The 17,156-nt window shown below is 38.6% G+C and carries 16 protein-coding genes; 6 read left to right on the plus strand and 10 right to left on the minus strand.

Annotation, left to right across the window (positions count from 1 at the left end; translation table 11 throughout):
- Window position 1: 1 nt before the first annotated feature.
- Window positions 2-1,840: an extracellular solute-binding protein gene (locus A2003_RS06885; protein WP_286687037.1), complete on the minus strand. Its 1,839-nt coding sequence runs from the start codon at window positions 1,838-1,840 to the stop codon at window positions 2-4.
- Window positions 1,841-1,846: 6 nt separating this feature from the next.
- Entirely contained in the window at window positions 1,847-5,092 is a 3,246-nt protein-coding gene (locus tag A2003_RS06890; protein ID WP_279680178.1) for a lytic transglycosylase, read from the minus strand.
- Window positions 5,093-5,374: 282 nt separating this feature from the next.
- Between A2003_RS06890 and dnaQ the strand changes: the two genes are divergently transcribed.
- From dnaQ to nudC, 3 genes are all read left to right on the plus strand, one after another.
- Entirely contained in the window at window positions 5,375-6,721 is a 1,347-nt protein-coding gene (gene dnaQ / locus A2003_RS06895) for a DNA polymerase III subunit epsilon (RefSeq protein WP_286687038.1), read from the plus strand.
- A gap of 126 nt (window positions 6,722-6,847) precedes the next feature.
- Window positions 6,848-8,494: a chemotaxis protein gene (locus A2003_RS06900; protein ID WP_286687039.1), complete on the plus strand. Its 1,647-nt coding sequence runs from the start codon at window positions 6,848-6,850 to the stop codon at window positions 8,492-8,494.
- Window positions 8,494-9,246 carry an NAD(+) diphosphatase gene (nudC, locus tag A2003_RS06905; protein WP_286687040.1) on the plus strand — a complete coding sequence of 251 codons (753 nt, stop codon included), beginning with the start codon at window positions 8,494-8,496 and terminating at the stop codon, window positions 9,244-9,246. Before A2003_RS06900 ends, nudC begins: the two co-directional genes overlap by 1 nt.
- A gap of 17 nt (window positions 9,247-9,263) precedes the next feature.
- Here nudC and A2003_RS06910 read toward each other — a convergent pair whose 3' ends face one another.
- From A2003_RS06910 to A2003_RS06925, 4 genes are all read right to left on the minus strand, one after another.
- Complete coding sequence (locus A2003_RS06910) at window positions 9,264-10,136, minus strand: alpha/beta hydrolase (protein WP_004912398.1); 873 nt, start codon at window positions 10,134-10,136, stop codon at window positions 9,264-9,266.
- A 3-nt stretch (window positions 10,137-10,139) separates the two neighbouring features.
- Window positions 10,140-10,850, minus strand: a complete 711-nt coding sequence (locus A2003_RS06915; protein ID WP_004955265.1) for a BON domain-containing protein — start codon at window positions 10,848-10,850, stop codon at window positions 10,140-10,142.
- Between the two features lie 69 nt (window positions 10,851-10,919).
- A complete protein-coding gene (locus A2003_RS06920) occupies window positions 10,920-11,324 on the minus strand; it encodes a YraN family protein (protein ID WP_004955268.1) in 405 nt (134 codons plus the stop codon).
- Between the two features lie 12 nt (window positions 11,325-11,336).
- Window positions 11,337-12,272, minus strand: coding sequence for a penicillin-binding protein activator (locus A2003_RS06925; RefSeq protein WP_005402308.1), 936 nt, complete (start codon window positions 12,270-12,272; stop codon window positions 11,337-11,339).
- 16 nt (window positions 12,273-12,288) lie between these two features.
- On the opposite strand from A2003_RS06925, the gene rsmI reads away from it, so the two are divergent.
- Window positions 12,289-13,131, plus strand: a complete 843-nt coding sequence (gene rsmI / locus A2003_RS06930; protein ID WP_004963095.1) for a 16S rRNA (cytidine(1402)-2'-O)-methyltransferase — start codon at window positions 12,289-12,291, stop codon at window positions 13,129-13,131.
- A gap of 20 nt (window positions 13,132-13,151) precedes the next feature.
- On the plus strand, window positions 13,152-13,526 hold the full coding sequence (locus tag A2003_RS06935; RefSeq protein WP_004912413.1) for a hypothetical protein: 375 nt from the start codon (window positions 13,152-13,154) through the stop codon (window positions 13,524-13,526).
- 14 nt (window positions 13,527-13,540) lie between these two features.
- Here A2003_RS06935 and A2003_RS06940 read toward each other — a convergent pair whose 3' ends face one another.
- Window positions 13,541-14,182: a cation efflux transmembrane domain-containing protein gene (locus A2003_RS06940; RefSeq protein ID WP_212388323.1), complete on the minus strand. Its 642-nt coding sequence runs from the start codon at window positions 14,180-14,182 to the stop codon at window positions 13,541-13,543.
- Between the two features lie 61 nt (window positions 14,183-14,243).
- Between A2003_RS06940 and A2003_RS06945 the strand changes: the two genes are divergently transcribed.
- Entirely contained in the window at window positions 14,244-14,693 is a 450-nt protein-coding gene (locus A2003_RS06945) for a MerR family transcriptional regulator (RefSeq protein WP_171053783.1), read from the plus strand.
- A gap of 21 nt (window positions 14,694-14,714) precedes the next feature.
- Here A2003_RS06945 and A2003_RS06950 read toward each other — a convergent pair whose 3' ends face one another.
- From A2003_RS06950 to A2003_RS06960, 3 genes are all read right to left on the minus strand, one after another.
- Window positions 14,715-14,963, minus strand: coding sequence for a hypothetical protein (locus A2003_RS06950; RefSeq protein ID WP_004912421.1), 249 nt, complete (start codon window positions 14,961-14,963; stop codon window positions 14,715-14,717).
- 173 nt (window positions 14,964-15,136) lie between these two features.
- Window positions 15,137-16,369: an FAD-dependent monooxygenase gene (locus A2003_RS06955; RefSeq protein WP_039048051.1), complete on the minus strand. Its 1,233-nt coding sequence runs from the start codon at window positions 16,367-16,369 to the stop codon at window positions 15,137-15,139.
- The coding region (locus A2003_RS06960; RefSeq protein ID WP_286687041.1) for an FAD-dependent monooxygenase at window positions 16,366-17,156 on the minus strand (791 nt) is incomplete at its 5' end. The genes A2003_RS06960 and A2003_RS06955, both read right to left, overlap by 4 nt.

Consider the following 17,156-nt stretch of genomic DNA (forward strand, 5'->3'; position numbering starts at 1 on the left):
TTTAATGTTTAATCGAAGATTGATTGAGCATCTTGGCTTTCTTTGCATCAACCCACCAATATTCCCACCCGACAGAAAGTTTTGGTTTAGTTTTTGGTTGCTGATAAATATCCCAATAAGCAAACCAACGATGTGGTTTACCATATGTCAAAATATGGTAATAGCCCGCACGCAGTAAGCGATCTAGAATTCGAGTATAGAGTACAACTTCATCTCGACTTTTAGCTGCAATTATTTTTCCAATAATTTGATCAATTACAGGAGATTGTATTCCTGCATAGTTATAATTATTTGCTTCATTTGCAGCCTTACTTCCCCAAAATTGTGCCTGCTCTTTTCCAGGGGTCAAAGTCTGCGGCATTTTAAAAACCATCATATCGAAATCTTGACGACGTATCCGCTCCATATACTGCGGGACATCCACTTGACGCAAATTGACCTGTATTCCAAGTCGCTTTAAATTACGCACGAATGGCATCAGCTCACGTTGTGGATTCTCTTGTTGAAGTAATAATTCTATTTGAATCAATCGACCTTGCGGATCATGCAATTTACCATTAACGATCTTATATCCTGCTTGTTTAAGGATTGTTTGTGCTTGTAGTAAGTTATTACGATTAAATCCACTGGCATCCGACTTAGGATAACGCCAATCTGCGACTACACCTTGTTGGATGATCGGGTGAAGCTTCGCTAGATAAGGTTTTAAAATCTTCATCTCAGCAGAACTTGGTTTAGAAACTGCGGCTAAGTCAGTATTATCAAAAAAACTCTGTAGTCGTCTATTTTGATTAAAAAAAAGTGCTTTATTTTGCCATTCAAAATCATAGGCGTAAGTTAATGCCTGTCTGAAATAAATATCTTGAAATGGTGATCGTCGTGTATTAAATACTAAACTTTGTATATCCAGTGGGGTGCTTAATTGAGCCTTATACTTTTTAACCCAACCTGATCGGTAAGATGGAAAGTTATACCCCCTCACCCAATTACGGATATTTTTTTCTTCATAGAAATAAAATTGTTGAGATTTAAATCCCTCGAAACTCACTTCTAAGTTTCGATAATACACATATTTTAGTCGATCAAAATTATAACGCCCTCGGTTAACAGCAAGGTCTTTCGCCCAGTAATTTGGACTGCGTTTATAAGTAATACTCCGACCCGCATCGATACGATCAACTATATAAGGCCCTGATCCAATAATAGGTTGCAGCGTAGTGCGAGTAAAATCTCTGTTTTTCCAATCTGCTTTTGAATAAATTGGAAGACTCGCCACAATTAATGGCATTTCAACATTTTTGTTGGATTTAAATATAAATTTGATTTGGTGCTTTGATAGAATTTCGGTTTTTGCCAAATCTGATAAATACATCTGCAAACCCAAATTTGCTTTGGTTTGATATGTATCAAAAGTAAATTTCACATCATCCGATGTTAATGCCTGCCCGTTATTAAATCGTGCTTGAGGATTCATGTGAAAAATTACGGACTTCAGATTGTCAGGATCGTAAGTTACTTTTTCGGCAAGTAGTGGATACATCACTCGTGGCTCATCCAAAGAGCGATCCATTAAACTATCAAAAAGATAGTTCACGCCCTCTGTTGCACTCCCTTTTCCATTCATACTATTTAAATTATCGAAAGTGCCTAATGTGGATTGGCTAAATAAACCACCTTTAGGTGCTTTAACATCCGCATATGGCATGACTGAAAAATTGGCATATTTAGGCTGCACATGCATCGCTAAGTATGGTGTCGTTTGAAGGGCTGCAAATGTGGTTTGAGCAAAAAAGCTTAGCCCGAACAGACTAAGCTTTAGAGTTGTAGATAATGAAAGCATCAGTACTTACAGGTTTGGCACTTTAATAACATCACCTATACGCAATTGTGTACTTGGCGTTAAATCATTCATCTCAGCCAAAGCGCTAGTTTCCATACCATATTTACTTGCTAAACCAATTAAGGTATCACCACGCTTCACCTTGTATTCAGTGACAACTTTAGGAACAGAAATTGTTTGACCTCGCTGCAACCCTGCATTTGCTTTCAAGTCATTAAGATCAGCTAATTCACGAGTCGACATACCAAAACGATTTGCAATACTGTTGAGGGATTCACCAGCTTTTACAGTATATTTTTCCGTATTTTTACTAGAAACAGATTTCGAGCTCGTTTTACTTGACTCAACTTTTGCTGTTTCTGTTTTTGGTACATCACCAGAAAGTTTGAGCTTCTGACCAATACGAACAGTACTGTTACGTGACAAACCATTTAATGCAGCTACATAATCGAGCTGTAGATAATAACGACTAGCGATATTACTTAAAGTATCTCCTGATTTTACGGTGTAAATATCAGGTGCCGTTTCATCTTTATCTTTGACTTTTGTCGCTGTGACATTTGATGACTTGGAAGGTGCATCTCCAGCAAGTTTTAAACGTTGTCCTACACGTAATCCAGCAGTACGCTCCAATCCATTCAAATCAGCAATATAATTTACACTTAAATCATATTTACCTGCGATTGCATTTAAACTATCACCTGATTGAACGACGTACTGCTCTGGAACAGATGAACCTGCTGGTATCTTCAAGGTTTGGCCTAAACGCACACCACTGTTGGACTTCAAGTTATTTAGATCAGCCAGTTCACTCAATGTTATTTTCGATTTACTGGCAATACTGGATAAGGTATCACCACGTTGAACCGTATAATTTTCAGTTTTATAACTTGTTGAAGCTGTCACATTGCTATAGTTAACCTTAGCATTTGATTCAGTAGGCTCATCTACTTTAGATACCTCATGTAGAGGTACATTGATTTTTTGACCAACCATCAAATCGCTCGTAGCCGTCAAACCTGAAGTTAGGTCAGCCAACTCTTGATTTGATAATGCATAACGATCAGCAATTAATTTGAGATATTCACCGCGTTTCACAGTATATGATTTTGTTGCCACTTTTTTATTAGTGGAAACTTTATCAATCTCACGACTATTTTGTTGAGAACTACGTATTGAATTTTTTGGCTCTTTTAAGCTCAGTTTTTGCCCTACAAATAATCCATCAGTAACTGATAAATTATTAAAATCGGCTAGTTGTTTGATACTCAAATCAAAACGAGCAGCAAGATTGGTAAGACTATCACCTGATTGTACGACATAGCTATCAGGCTTATTTTCTGTTGCTTTCACAACTTCAGCTTGTGGTTTTGCATCATAGAGATACAAGCTAGTACCTACAAACAAGGTTCCATTTGGATCAATTTGATTCCACTGCGCGATATCACGCCAGTTCACTCCATTTTTCTGTGCAATCACAGCCAATGTGTCACCAGGTAATACGACATAAGTACTACGTTTGCCTTTTGGTGCTACAACAACAACATCGGTGTCCGTTTTAATATAAGGTTTACCTTGGTTTCGTTTAGCATCATCACTGTTTGCAGTGGTTTCGTCTTCAACCAAGTTTTTTGGATAAGCGAATCCTTTAGTGACTTCTTGACCTTTTTCATCAGCCACTGATTGGCTAGTTTGGATCGCAGTGAGCTTAATCTTGCCATCAAAAGGATCAACAATTTCAGTTCCTTTCGGTGCAATTGCTTTAATTTCAGCAACAACTTGGTCTTTTTCAGCCTGCGTAGGTTGAGGCTCTAAAACTTGAGCAACAGTTTTCTTCTCACCTTCGTCTTTTACCGCTGCAACGATTTGCTCACGCTCTTTTAGTGAAATTGGTGGTTCAATATTCACAGGTTTGACATTAGGCGCAGGTGTAATCGCCACTGGAATACGAGGTGCACTTGGTACATCAGCAGCAGCAGCAAAAGATGCCAATGCATCAGCACCTTTAGGCGTACTCATCTTCGTCGTTGTGGTAGATGTTGGACGCGTTGTAGTGCTTGCCGTTAATGGCGGAGGTGTTTTTGTCGAAGGACTAATTGCCTGTCCAGTACTTGTGCGCGTTGTCGTTGAAGTACTCAATGTATTATTCATAGCAGGCGGAGTCTGATTGCTCGCCCAGAAGCCACCAGAACTTGATTTACCTGAACGAAGTTTTGCATCGATCGATGGACTCAAGTCTGCAGGAATCAAAATACGCATCGGACTTGTTGGATCAACCGTTTCACCACGATATGCAGGGTTGAGCGCATATAACTCTGCACGGCTTAGACCTGTAATAGATGAAATTTGATTCAGATCTAAAGGTGCTGACAAACTGACTTCACGGAAGTGAGGACGATTGGCAATTGGAGGTAAAGCCACGCCATAAGCACTTGGATTTTTGATAATTTGAGCAACTGCCAAGAAACGAGGTACATAGTTCATCGTTTCTTGTGGCAATTTTAATGACCAATAATCAGTTGGTAAGCCAGCTGCCTTATTACGGTTAATCGCTTGTTGAATACGTCCGGGACCTGCGTTGTAAGCAGCTAATGCTAACTCCCATGATCCAAACTGGTTGTACAAGCTACCTAAAAACTCATATGCAGCACGCGTAGATTCAACTACGTCACGACGACCATCATAAAGACTGGTTTGCTGTAAACCATAAATACGTCCAGTACTTGGAATAAATTGCCATAATCCTGCTGCTGCTGCACTACTCGTTGCTGCTGGATCGTAAGAACTTTCGATAACTGGTAGCAAAGCCAATTCCGTTGGCATACCACGGCGTTCAGCCTCTTTCACAGTGTGATAAAGATATCGGCTGGCACGCGCACTCAAACGATCTAAATATGGTTGACGAGAAATAAACCAACCACGCTGTGCTTCGATACGTGAATCCCAATGGTTTAAATCCATTTTGAATCCAACAGTCATACGTTTCCACACATCACCATGTTTTAAAACCAGTAATCGATCACCCTCTACTGCACGCATGTCGGTTGCTGATAGTAAATCCTCTAACGAATCCAAACTACTAGCATCCAAATAGCCAGAACCTAATTGTTTTGATGATGAGACTTTAGAAGACTGAGGTGTAGATGAACACCCTGTCGTGATTCCTAGCGCAGCTAAAGCAGAAGTCAGTACAGTAATTTTAAATAATGATGTTGCAGATTGTTGCCACACCAATGTGGTCGATTTATACATAAAAACTTCCAGTCAACTCACGCTAGTTTATTTCTTCGATTTGCCATTGTAGTAAAGCATGTCACTTAGACAAGGCAATAATTTAACGTGATTCGCATCGAAATGTTACAAGAAATTAAAAAAGATGAGTTTTGTAACGTTCATCAATGCAATTTAGTTTTACAATACCGCCCGTAATCAAGGGGTGATACACTGTTTTCGCTTGTACTTTTTAAAAAAGTACTCTGCTTATTTTGATGATGATCCGCTCTACCATTCTCGTTTAAACTTTTAGGTTCAACTATGTCTCAAACAATCACACTTTATGTAGATGGCGCATGTAAAGGCAATCCAGGATTAGGTGGTTGGGGAGCTTATATCATTACAGAAACCGAAGAACATAAAATTTATGGTGGTGAGCTAGAAACAACCAATAATCGAATGGAATTAACTGCAGCGATAGAAGGTGTTTCTTTTTGCCCAGTCGATGCTCACCTCATTATCTGGACAGATTCAAACTATGTAAAACAAGGTATCACTGAATGGATACATGGTTGGAAAAAGAAAAATTGGAAAGATGTCAAAAATCCTGATTTGTGGAAAAAATTAGACGCCGTGTGCGCAAATAGAAATATCGAGTGGAACTGGATCAAAGGTCATGCGGGCCATCCAGGAAATGAAATGGCTGATCAACTAGCAAACATGGGTGCTGAACAAACTGCAAAACAAAGCTCAAAAATGACGCAGGCTAACGCTGATACAAAAAAGCCTGAATCTGATTGGCTGCTTGATGATCCCTTCGGTTTGGACCTTGATGCAGAAGCAGATGAGTTGATTGAAGAGATTGAAATTGATTTACAAGTTACAGAGCAAATCGAAGAAAATATAGAGGTTAAATCTGTAAATGAATCTTCAAACCCATACATTGTAATTACAGATGCAAAATTAAATCTACAAGGCCCTCGCCAATTGATTCTAGATACAGAAACGACAGGTTTCTATTATCAAGACAACGATCGAATCATTGAGGTGGGTGCAATCGAAATGATTAATCGTAAGCTTACTGGTAGTTCAATTCATATTTATATTAACCCAGAAAAACCAGTTGGCGACTCAGTCGATGTACACGGTATCACTGATGAATTCTTAGCGGACAAACCTAAATATGCTGAAATCGCAGATGTACTTTTCGAATTTTTAAAAGGTGCTGAAATTATTGCACATAATGCGACCTTCGATATGAACTTCTTAGATATGGAGTTTAAACGCGCGGGGCTTCCAGCATTATCAGAAGTTTGTGAAGTTACGGATACACTCGCCCTTGCTAAAAACAAGCATCCTGGTCAAAAAAATTCACTTGATGCCTTAGTCCGTCGTTATGAAATTCCTGCTCGCGATCGTACCTTCCACGGTGCATTACTCGATGCTGAAATTTTGGCTGATGTTTACTTGGCGATGACAGGCGGACAAGTCTCATTTGATATGGATGCCCTATCCCAAACAGAACAACTACAGAATAAAACCACTCGCCAACGCGTACAAATTGATTTGCCAATTATTTACCCGACTGATGATGAACTTCAGCAACATGAGACTTGGGTCAAACAATTCGAAGAAAAACATGGAAAACCATGCTTTTTTGCAAAATAAATTTGCTTATAAGTTCAGGTTTTTTTGTTTCAAGCTTTCAAAGTTAAGTTATATTAACTCTTAAAGATTTAAACCCTCTCCATAGAGGGTTCATGGATATAACAACTTAGGAAAGGTGTAGGTCATATGTCTTACCAAACCTCGATTCATTTCGACCCAACGGCATTATTAATAATAAAAAATGAGATCGATAATTCGATTAAATTGGTAGAGACTGCAGTCAATACTCTTGCCGAAGAACAAGTCTTGCCATTTGGGATTGATGATGCTCTCAATCAGTTTGAACAATGCACGAATGTTCTAGCGTTGATTGATATCCCACACCTATCGCAGATTACGCAATACTCTGCTGAGCTTATGCGTAAAATCATGGCTCAACCTGAACAAATTAAAACCAGTGATGTTGTGGCTTTGAGCGAAGGCACAACCATGCTGAAACGTTATATCGAATTCATTTGTTTACGTGAAGTTAAAGTTCCACAGTTCCTATTAGATACACTCAATCGTTTAGAAAAAGCATTAGGCAAGCCAATCACTAAAGAAGGTCAAACGATTCAACCTTTATTGGATTGCTTTACGCCAAATTTTGATTTGCCAAAGACCCCTGATTTAGAAAAATCACAGTATGTCCATCAGTTATATAAATTGTGCTTAAATAAACTGATTAAACAAGCAGAAACACCTTTGGATTTACAGGGCTTAAAACTTGTTGCGGTTTATATGGCTGGTTTAGCAGCGGGTTTGCCAAGTCAACAATATTGGCAACTTGTGAATGTAGGTTTAGGACATATTGAAGATCTACTAATTACCGAAGCACGCTTACGTACATTTATTAAAATTGAAACCAATATTGGTCAATTTCTTGCTAATCCAAATGCATTTCAAACTGACTTAAATGATTTAGCAGATATCTTGAGTATTTGTATCAGTCAAGAAGATGATCTTTCTCATCATATTCGTGAACAACTTAATATTGGTGATGAGTTACTCAGTGATACTCAGCTACAAGTTTTGAGTCGCCATTTGTACGGACCAGACTACGAAACAATTCATACCATTAGCCAACTAATGACGGATGAGATGGCTCAAATCCGCAACGAGATTGAATATAACCATGAAAATATGTCTGCTGAAAAAACTCAAGAACTTCAGCAAAAACTTCATCAGCTCTCAAATGTATTTAAAATTCTCAATCTAAATGAAGCGGCAAAAGAACTGACGCAGCAAGCAGAAAAACTCAGCCAAACAAATACATTGACTGATGCAGCATCAGTACAACATTTAATGAATAGTATCTTAGCTTCGATGAATTCTATTGGGATTCTTGAACGTAACTATACTTCAAGTCGTTTACAATTACGTGTGAATAACATGCAAATCTCTTTGGATCGTTTAGATGAAGCTCACAAAGCTTTATTAAGCGAAACCAAAACTCTCATTGAAACGCTGACCCAAACACTTAGTCTTTACGCTCAAGACTCTACAGCACACAATTTAGAGTCTCTGCCTATTTATCTCAAAGAACTATCAGGTGCTGCCCTATTCTTGGGAAGTACTGCACAACAAACCGCTTTGTTAGGTGCAGTTCAATTTGCAGAACATCGACTTGCTCAAAATGAAACTTTTGAGGCTGAACACATTAACTGTATTTTAAATGTTGTCGCAGGACTTGATCTATTGGTTGATAACTTAAAGAACAAACAACCTGTGTTGCAATCTATGTTTGATGTGGCATTATCAAACAGTCAACAGTTACAAAGCGCAGCGGCATAATGACCCAACTATCACTTGCTTATATTTTTCAACATCAAAAGCTCTTAGTAGATGAAAATTTACAGTTACCTCAAGTTGAAAAGTTAGCAAGTGATTTGCCTATTCATCACGATGACCAAGTAATTGCACGTGATCTTCTTGATGACGAGCCAATTCCAGAGGGCTATCAATTAGTTCCGATCAGAGAACTCATACAATCATGGGATACTTCGGATTTCTTACAAGCAAGCCGTGCTGTCCAATTACTTGAGTGGCGTCGTAACCATAAATTCTGTAGTCATTGTGGTCATATGACCGAAGTGCATTCGAGAGAATATGCGATGGTTTGCCCTGCTTGTGGGTACCACCAATATCCTCGAGTTCAGCCTTGTATTATTACAGTCATCACTAAAGGCACTGACGAGATTCTTCTAGCAAAATCCGCTCATAACAAATCAAATATGTATGGTTTGATTGCAGGCTTTGTTGAAGTTGGTGAAACTCTTGAAGAAGCTGTACAACGTGAAACACTTGAAGAAGTTGGTTTAAAGCTCAAAAATATTCGTTACATGTCTAGCCAACCTTGGCCATTCCCTAGTAACTTAATGATAGCGTTTCATGCTGAATACGAATCGGGTGACATTGAATTGCAAGTAGAAGAAATTAGTGACGCTCAGTTCTTCAAGTTTAATGAATTACCTGAAATCCCATTCAAAGGCAGTATTGCCCACAGTATGATTACTCAAATCGTAGGTCAAAAAAAAGCATCTTAATTAAGATGCTTTTTTATTTAGTCTTCTAAAGCCTCTTCCAAGAAATGCATAATGGTGCGTTTCGTTTTGAAGTAATGACTGACAAAACTTGCAAGTGTTGCCACGATGGTAATATGTCCTGTTTTTGGAATCACCATCACATGGCTATGATTGCCTTTTTCTCTTAGTGCTTTATCCAGATCAAATGTATTATGACTACCTACTAACTGATCGTTTTCCGCCATCAACAAATAGTGCTTAATCTTGTTCGGATTGACAAAATAATATGGCATCACTTGCTTATACGGTACATGCTGATCAAAGGCATGTTCAGAAAGAGGATCATCTTTATAATCAAAATGATATGGACCAGCCATTCCCACGATTGCTTTGATCTTATCAGTATATTTGAAGTTCTGAGCGTACGGAGAATAAACCACTGACATTACATTAAAAGCACCCGCGGAATGCCCCATTAATATAATGTTTTCAGTAGAAATATTAAGTTTTGCTTGGTTTTGATTTAGATAATGAATTGCTTGAGCAAGATCATCAACAAATGCAGGAAAAATTTGTTCTGGGGCAAGTTGATAATTAATAACAGCAACATCAAAACCTTCTCGAGCAAAACTTTCACCTACGAAAAGATAATCACGTTTATTACCATGTTGCCATGAACCACCATGCACGAACACAATCAATGGTCGCTGCTTTTTAGGATTTTTAGTTCGATAAAGGTCTAAACGATGTCTTGCCTTTAAACCATAGGCAAGATGCTCTTCCTTTTCAAAGGTATCCTTTGGTGTCAGATAATTGATTGAGTAACTGGCTAGATCATACAGACGAAACTCTTGATAAAAGCTTTTCGCCCGTGTCACATTTTCTTGAACTTGTTGAATAAGTTGCTTCATAAATTAGGGTACAGTCGGTGTAGAAGTCGCAGGTTCTGCCTGATCGGGATCAATTGCTACTGGAGTTTCAACGAGAGGTTGTGTCGTCACTGTACCCACCATAGGAGTTGCTGTGGTTGAACTCGCCATCGTTCCAGATGATTGGTCAATATTATCAATCAGAGTAACAATTTTACTCACATTACCAACTTTTTGTAAGACGTCATCCAAATCTCTTATTTCCGCAGTATTTAGACGTCCCATGACATAAAGAACACCATTTTCAGTGTGTACCAACACTTTACTATCTGAAACTACAGGTGCTTTCATCAGTAAACCACGAGTATTTGCGGTTACTGTTGCATCTTGCATAATCGTGTTGTAGCCAACTTTATCACCAACAGTAATGTAGTTATGTACAGCTTTGACATCACTCATTGCTCGAAGATTATCTTCAGCTAATTGCTTCAAGTATGGATCAGGTACCTGCCCCGTTAACAAGACATTACTATGAAAACTTTCAATATTGATGCGGGACTGTTTAAAACGGTGATCTAATTTATACAAATTAATATTGGCTGTACGCTTGATAGACGAATCAATAAATACTTGTCCGAGACTACGTTCCCCACTATCTGTGCCGACAGGTGAAGTTCCTGTTCCACCCGAAATAAAACTCGCACATCCTGATAAACTTGCAGCGCAAAGTAACGTAATCGTTAAACGTTTTAACACTTGGCAAGACTCCCTATCTACAAACTTGTTCAATCTTAGGTATTTATCTCAAAATGACCAAATTAATGCTCAATCTAAAGTAAATGCATGTTCAATCCACTGCTGATCATACTGCAATTTTGAAAAGTCTGGTTGTACTGTTTTTGCAATTTTCTGTGGAAAATCAAAACAAATCACATCAAAACGACAATCAAAATCCTCATAATCAGGATTTTTCTGTAAAAACTGCTGCGCGGTCTTTATTATTTTTCGTTGTTGCGAGCGTGTAATCACTTCACATGACTCCGCATAGCTCCCTGCCGATCGTGCCTTTATCTCAACAAAAATCAACTCATTCTGTCGTTTTACAATTAAATCGATTTCTCCATAACGTGAATGGTAATTTTGAGCGACACATTCATATTGAAATTGTTGAAGATAGATTAATGCTTGTTGCTCAGCCCAATGTCCGAGTTCATTTGCGTTTTCTGTCATGACATTTATTTCTTATTTTAAGATTTGGATTCCGTGCTCTTGTTGCTGATAGCAAGTTGGTTGTCTGAAAATTTTATTGTCTTTAAAACTTATTGCACCAGTTCGCCCCATAAATGAAGTTTGTTGCTGATTCTGATTACTCAATAAATATTGAGTGATTGTCCATGCATCACCACCAAAAGCAAGTAAGCGTTGAAATGCCATATTTTCAGGCTGCTCTTTATACGCTTCAATAAGATCTACCCATTGTCCATTATACAATGCAGGCGTATCACAAAAGCTAAGTCCTAAAGGAATAGTCTGTCCCTGCTCGATACTTAATGGTGTTGCATAGACTTTCTTTTCAGGTAGCTCACCTAGTTGTTGAATCCATTGATGATGCCCCAGCAGTAACAACCCTTCCTTTCTCGAGATTTTTTTAGGCAGAGTGTCTATAACTTGTATTTCTGAACCAAATTCTACCGAAAGAGCCTGCATAAATAATTCTGTGGCTGCTTCAGTACCAGTTTCACGCAGAACCCATAATTTTTTTACCCGATCGTTTTTTAATAATTGGGTCAAAGCAGCTGCATCATGTTGTTTCGACAAACTAAATTGCCACACATTTTCAGCATGTTGATTCACATCATTTAGTGCCAGCACAGGAAGTTTAGGCTCCAGTTGCATGACAGCATCAATATCAGTTCTAGCCAAAGGACCAACGACCAATTTAATTTTGTTATTCACCTTCTTCTTAAAGATGTAATCCATACTATTTTTAGTTGAATCGGCAAAAATTATTTTTTCTTGGCTGCCAGATGCTGCATAAGCACTCAAGAAACCACGTTTAATGTTTTCACTCGCTCGCGCCATAGCACCAGATTCAGGTAGAATCACCAAGATGTCCGCGTAAGCTGGGCTCACAAATGCTGCAAAAAAAAGCGGCAGCCAATATTTTTTTATATACATTAGGGAGTTACCTTTTATGAGTGCTCAATTATTTGTTGTAGCAACCCCGATTGGGCACTTAGATGACATGACCTATCGTGCAATTGATATTTTAAAGTCTGTATCGGTAGTTGCGGCAGAAGACACTCGTCAATCTGCACAGTTATTTAAACACTATAATATCTCAACTCAATTAACTGCGTGTCATGATCACAATGAAAGTAACAAAATTGATCAACTTCTCCAAAAAATGTTAAATGGTGAAGACGTCGCGCTAATCAGTGATGCTGGAACGCCATTAATTAGTGACCCTGGTTTCAAACTTGTTCGTGCTGCTCAAGAACATGGAATACGTGTTATTCCTGTGCCTGGTGCATGCGCAGCGATCGCAGCATTAAGTGCTGTTGGTTTGCCTAGCGATCGTTTTAGTTTCGAAGGATTTCTTCCATCCAAAGCTTCTCAACGCATTAGTCAACTTGAAAAGCTAAAAGATGAAACACAAACATTAATTTTCTACGAAGCACCTCATCGAATTTTGGCATGTATCCAAGATATGGTTCAGGTCTTTGGTGAAGATCGACCTGTAGGTTTTGCTCGCGAAATTACTAAAACTTTCGAAACGATCAAAAAAATGACGTTAAAAGAACTCGTAACGTTTATTCAAAATGATCACAACCAAGAAAAAGGTGAAATCGTTGTTGTCGTTGGTGGTGCTACGACTGAAAAAGATATGGAACAAGATAAGCTAGATGACTTATTAAAACGATTACTACAAGATCTCTCCGTCAAAGCAGCTTCACAATTGGCAGCTGATTTGACTGGTATTAAAAAGAAAATAGCATATCAGCGTGCTTTGGAATTAACACAAAATGATAATTAAAACATCATAACAGACTAAAAATGGCAATAGATTTATCACCTACTTTAGGCCCACACGAAGGTAGAGAACTTGAGTTACTACTTTCGGGTGAAAAGCCTATTGCCCTTTTTTATGAGGAAGTTCCAGATGAATTCTTATCCCATTTAAATTCAGGCAATTTAAAAAAGATTATGAAGACCTTCCCAACTCAACATGCGAATAAAACTATAACATTTTGTTTGATTTATAAGAATGCTCCAAAATCTCATCTTAATGAATTGCTATCGATACTAGAGCAGTCTTTACTACAAAAAGGTTTTCAACCCACAATCGAACGTAGAATCGGTCAGTTATTGGGTTATAGAGAAATTGATATTGAATACTACCTAAATCATATCGCACGGAGACTCCAGTAATTTTTTCAATGTTGCTAAGCTTTTGACATAACCTTACTTTGATCCATTTTTCGCTCTGATCTCGCCTGTTGAATTACGCTCAATCCTGAGCTCACACCGAGGTAAGCAATAATAAAAGCGACCAATAAATCTGGATAGACGGTTCCTGTTCCCCAAACACTTGCTGCAGCGAAAATTACCGCAATATTTGCGATCGCATCATTACGGCTACACAACCATACGGAACGCATATTGGCATCACCATCTCGAAATGTATAAAGCATGATGGCAACAAATACGTTAACCAGTAATGCCAATATCCCAATAGCTCCCATTAGCATAGGTTCAGGTATCACACCTATCCACCATGACCAAATCACTTTAATGATCACAAAGATACCAAAAGCAGCCATAGTGATTCCTTTCAGTAAAGCTGCCGTTGCTCGCCAATACAAACTCATAGAAAGCACAATTAATGAAATAGCATAGTTTGCAGCATCTCCTGCAAAATCTAGTGCATCAGCCCATAGAGACACGGATTGTGCATGCGCTCCTCCGATGATTTCTACAAAAAACATAAGCGCATTTAAAATCAATGCGATCCATAATGCCTTTCTAAACTTAGGACTCATTGTTTTTGCTGGGGAACACGCTGTATTACAACCACATCCTGCCATGACTTTTCTCTAAGAATCTTTTATAGTGATTAAAAACCCTTGAGTAGCTCTAGAGTCAAGCATAATGAATTTTACAATTGGGCAATTATCTAAAAAGTCAGGTGTTTCAATAGATACCATTCGTTATTATGAAAAGATTGGATTACTTGAAAAAGCAAAACGTACAGCAGGAAATTATCGACATTATTCTGAAGAGATACTTTCAGAACTTTTATTTTTAAAACATTGCCGCGAATTGGGCATAACCCTGCAAGATATTCAAAAGTTGAAAGAGTTATCAACTCATCCCAACCAAACCTGTATCGAAGTTGATCACTTGATTGATCAATACCTTAATGAAGTTTCTCAAAAGATTCAAAATTTAGAGCACCTCAAGCAAGACTTTATTCAACTGAAACAACAATGCTCTCAACACCGCACGATAGAACAATGCGGAATTCTAAAAGGATTACATCAGCCACTAGAATGCGATCTCACATTACATCAACATAAAAAAGCATCACAATCGTGATGCCTTTGAAATGCTTTAAATTCAGTCGTGATGTTCACCAGGAGGAACTTCAGTAATTCTGCCACCACGAGCGAGGAACGCAGCCACTTCATCTTCCAAAGCCTGACGCTGCTTCTGTTTAGCAGTCACTGTTAGCGTTTCAGCTTCAGCTAGATCAGCATCATCAATCGTTGCTTCTTCACTATCTGCACCGCTTTCTGCTGCTTTCGCCTCTTCATCGTCTACAGCAGAGTCTTCAGTATTTTCATCGTAATCATTAATTTCCGTCATATTACTCTCCCCACAATGACTAAATCTTCATCATCGTTATTTGGTCATCAGAACTTTGTGAAATGTAACAAGCTCTTCTCATTTATCAAAGTAGAATGTTTAACAAATTGTACTTTTAACGACCAAATTCACTCTGATTTATAAATGATTGTATAAAAAATATCTACTATTTTTTAGCAAGCGTAGCGTGTGTGTTGCAATGCACCCAATCCATTCGCTTGTTGCATAAAGCGACCCTTGAGTACTTCAAATTGTTCAACTTGCTTTAATCCAAAGTTCCTTGCCCAAACAAAGGGAAATAGCTCTGAACTTTCTAACCACCCGATTGCTGACATACTGTGCATCATGGCGTCGTTTTGACCTTTACGTTGATGTTCATAGCGAAGCAAAGTTTGCTCATTTGCCCATACACCACGTTTTAAATCATGCAATAAAACATCACATAAAACTGCTGCGTCTAAGCAACCGATATTTACGCCCTGACCTGCCAAAGGATGGATGACATGTGCAGCATCTCCAATCAAAGCTAAACCAGATTTGATATAACGCTGAGCTGCTCTTGCTTTAAGTGGGAATTGTGCTCTTGATCTTACATCGACCACTTCACCCAACATTTGCAAACTTTCACGTGTCAGTAATTGCATAAACTCCTGATCTGATAACTTCGAATATTCATCCGCATAATCATCAGGTAGAGTCCATACAATTGATTGCCAGTAGCCATTTTCTTGTTGATCTAAGCTTGCCATAGGTAGAAATGCAAGTGGACCAGTAGGTAAAAAAATTTGGCGTGCGACATATTGATTCGGTTGTGTCGTTTTAATCGCACAACTGATTGCGGCTTGTTTGTAGTCTAAAATATCTAAATCAATATAAGCTTGCTCACGTACAAATGAGTTTGCACCATCAGCACCGATCAATAACTTAGTTTTGAGGATCGTGCCATCGGCGAGTTGAATCGACCAACCTTTTGCAATTTGCTCAATGCGAATAACTTTTACTTGGGTACGGTAATCTTTGAGCTGCTGTAACATTTTTTGCTGTATCGCAATATTCAAAACACTTGGCTCAACCATTGAACCTAAAGCTTGATTTGCATGAGGTTGCTCTTCAGAAGCATGCCCAAAATTTATTTCACCATAACCATTTTTATTCCAGACTTGCATACCTGAATATGGCATTTGTCGTGCTAAATCATTCCAAACATCAACCGTCTTTAGTAGATGAATCGTTGCTTGACTTAAAGCTAACACACGTGGATTCATCACGGCTAAAGTTTTGTCTTGATCAAGCACTGGTGCAGCATCCAATACAGTTGCTTGCACGCCACCTTGTGCTAGCAACAAAGCTGTTAAACCACCGACTAATCCACCACCAACAATGACGACATCTAACATTTCACTCATGCTTTTAGCCCCATCGCATAGTTCGCAACCAAAGGCTTAATGCCAGGAATCACATCAAATGCAATCAATCCTGTATTTCTTATTAATTTAAGAAGCGGATTTTGATTACTAAAACCGCGCACCACTGAATCACAGAACTTAATCACACGCTGCTGATCTGTTAAACGTGCTTGCTCATAAGCCAATAAATTATCAGGATGACCAATATCATCAGACTTCGCTAGCTGTTCTAGTAAATAACGAACCAATACATCGGCATCTCGCAAACAAAGGTTAAAGCCTTGCCCTGCAACAGGATGTATTGTGTGCGCTGCATTACCCATGAGAACTACACGACCAACCGCCTGCTTGTGAGCCAGAACTTGTGACAATTGATAGCTAAAACGTTTACCCGTTTTTTCAAATTTACCCGCACGATCGCCATAAGTTTCTTGTAGAGCATCTAAGAAGTGCTGATCATTTTCTTCACCCAACCATTCAGCTTCAGTACCTTTTTTAACTGGCCAAACGACAGAACGACGATATTCACCAGGTAAAGGTAATAATGCCAATGGTCCTAATGCGCTAAAACGCTCAAAACCAACCTGTTGATGAGGTTTAGAGGTTTGAACCGTTGTGACAATCGCAACTTGGTCATAATCATGTTCATCCACACCCACACCAATTGCTTGACGACAGAAAGAATCACGACCATCTGCTGCGATCACTAACTTTGATTTGAGCGAGTGTATATATTCACCATTACGCATGGCTTCAATGTGAACCTCATCTGCATCTTGTGTCAGTG

Source organism: Acinetobacter sp. GWC1_38_13, assembly GCF_001767535.1.
In the GTDB taxonomy this organism is placed as follows: Bacteria; Pseudomonadota; Gammaproteobacteria; order Pseudomonadales; family Moraxellaceae; genus Acinetobacter; species Acinetobacter junii.

Coding starts and splice junctions, on each gene's coding strand:
- dnaQ (WP_286687038.1), top strand. CDS start 5,375: ATGTCTCAAACAATCACACTTTATGTAGATGGCGCATGTAAAGGCAAT.
- A2003_RS06950 (WP_004912421.1), bottom strand. CDS start 14,963: ATGACGGAAATTAATGATTACGATGAAAATACTGAAGACTCTGCTGTA.
- A2003_RS06920 (WP_004955268.1), bottom strand. CDS start 11,324: ATGACAGAAAACGCAAATGAACTCGGACATTGGGCTGAGCAACAAGCA.
- A2003_RS06925 (WP_005402308.1), bottom strand. CDS start 12,272: ATGTATATAAAAAAATATTGGCTGCCGCTTTTTTTTGCAGCATTTGTG.
- A2003_RS06900 (WP_286687039.1), top strand. CDS start 6,848: ATGTCTTACCAAACCTCGATTCATTTCGACCCAACGGCATTATTAATA.
- A2003_RS06955 (WP_039048051.1), bottom strand. CDS start 16,369: ATGAGTGAAATGTTAGATGTCGTCATTGTTGGTGGTGGATTAGTCGGT.
- nudC (WP_286687040.1), top strand. CDS start 8,494: ATGACCCAACTATCACTTGCTTATATTTTTCAACATCAAAAGCTCTTA.
- rsmI (WP_004963095.1), top strand. CDS start 12,289: ATGAGTGCTCAATTATTTGTTGTAGCAACCCCGATTGGGCACTTAGAT.
- A2003_RS06910 (WP_004912398.1), bottom strand. CDS start 10,136: ATGAAGCAACTTATTCAACAAGTTCAAGAAAATGTGACACGGGCGAAA.
- A2003_RS06890 (WP_279680178.1), bottom strand. CDS start 5,092: ATGTATAAATCGACCACATTGGTGTGGCAACAATCTGCAACATCATTA.
- A2003_RS06885 (WP_286687037.1), bottom strand. CDS start 1,840: ATGCTTTCATTATCTACAACTCTAAAGCTTAGTCTGTTCGGGCTAAGC.
- A2003_RS06940 (WP_212388323.1), bottom strand. CDS start 14,182: ATGGCAGGATGTGGTTGTAATACAGCGTGTTCCCCAGCAAAAACAATG.
- A2003_RS06935 (WP_004912413.1), top strand. CDS start 13,152: ATGGCAATAGATTTATCACCTACTTTAGGCCCACACGAAGGTAGAGAA.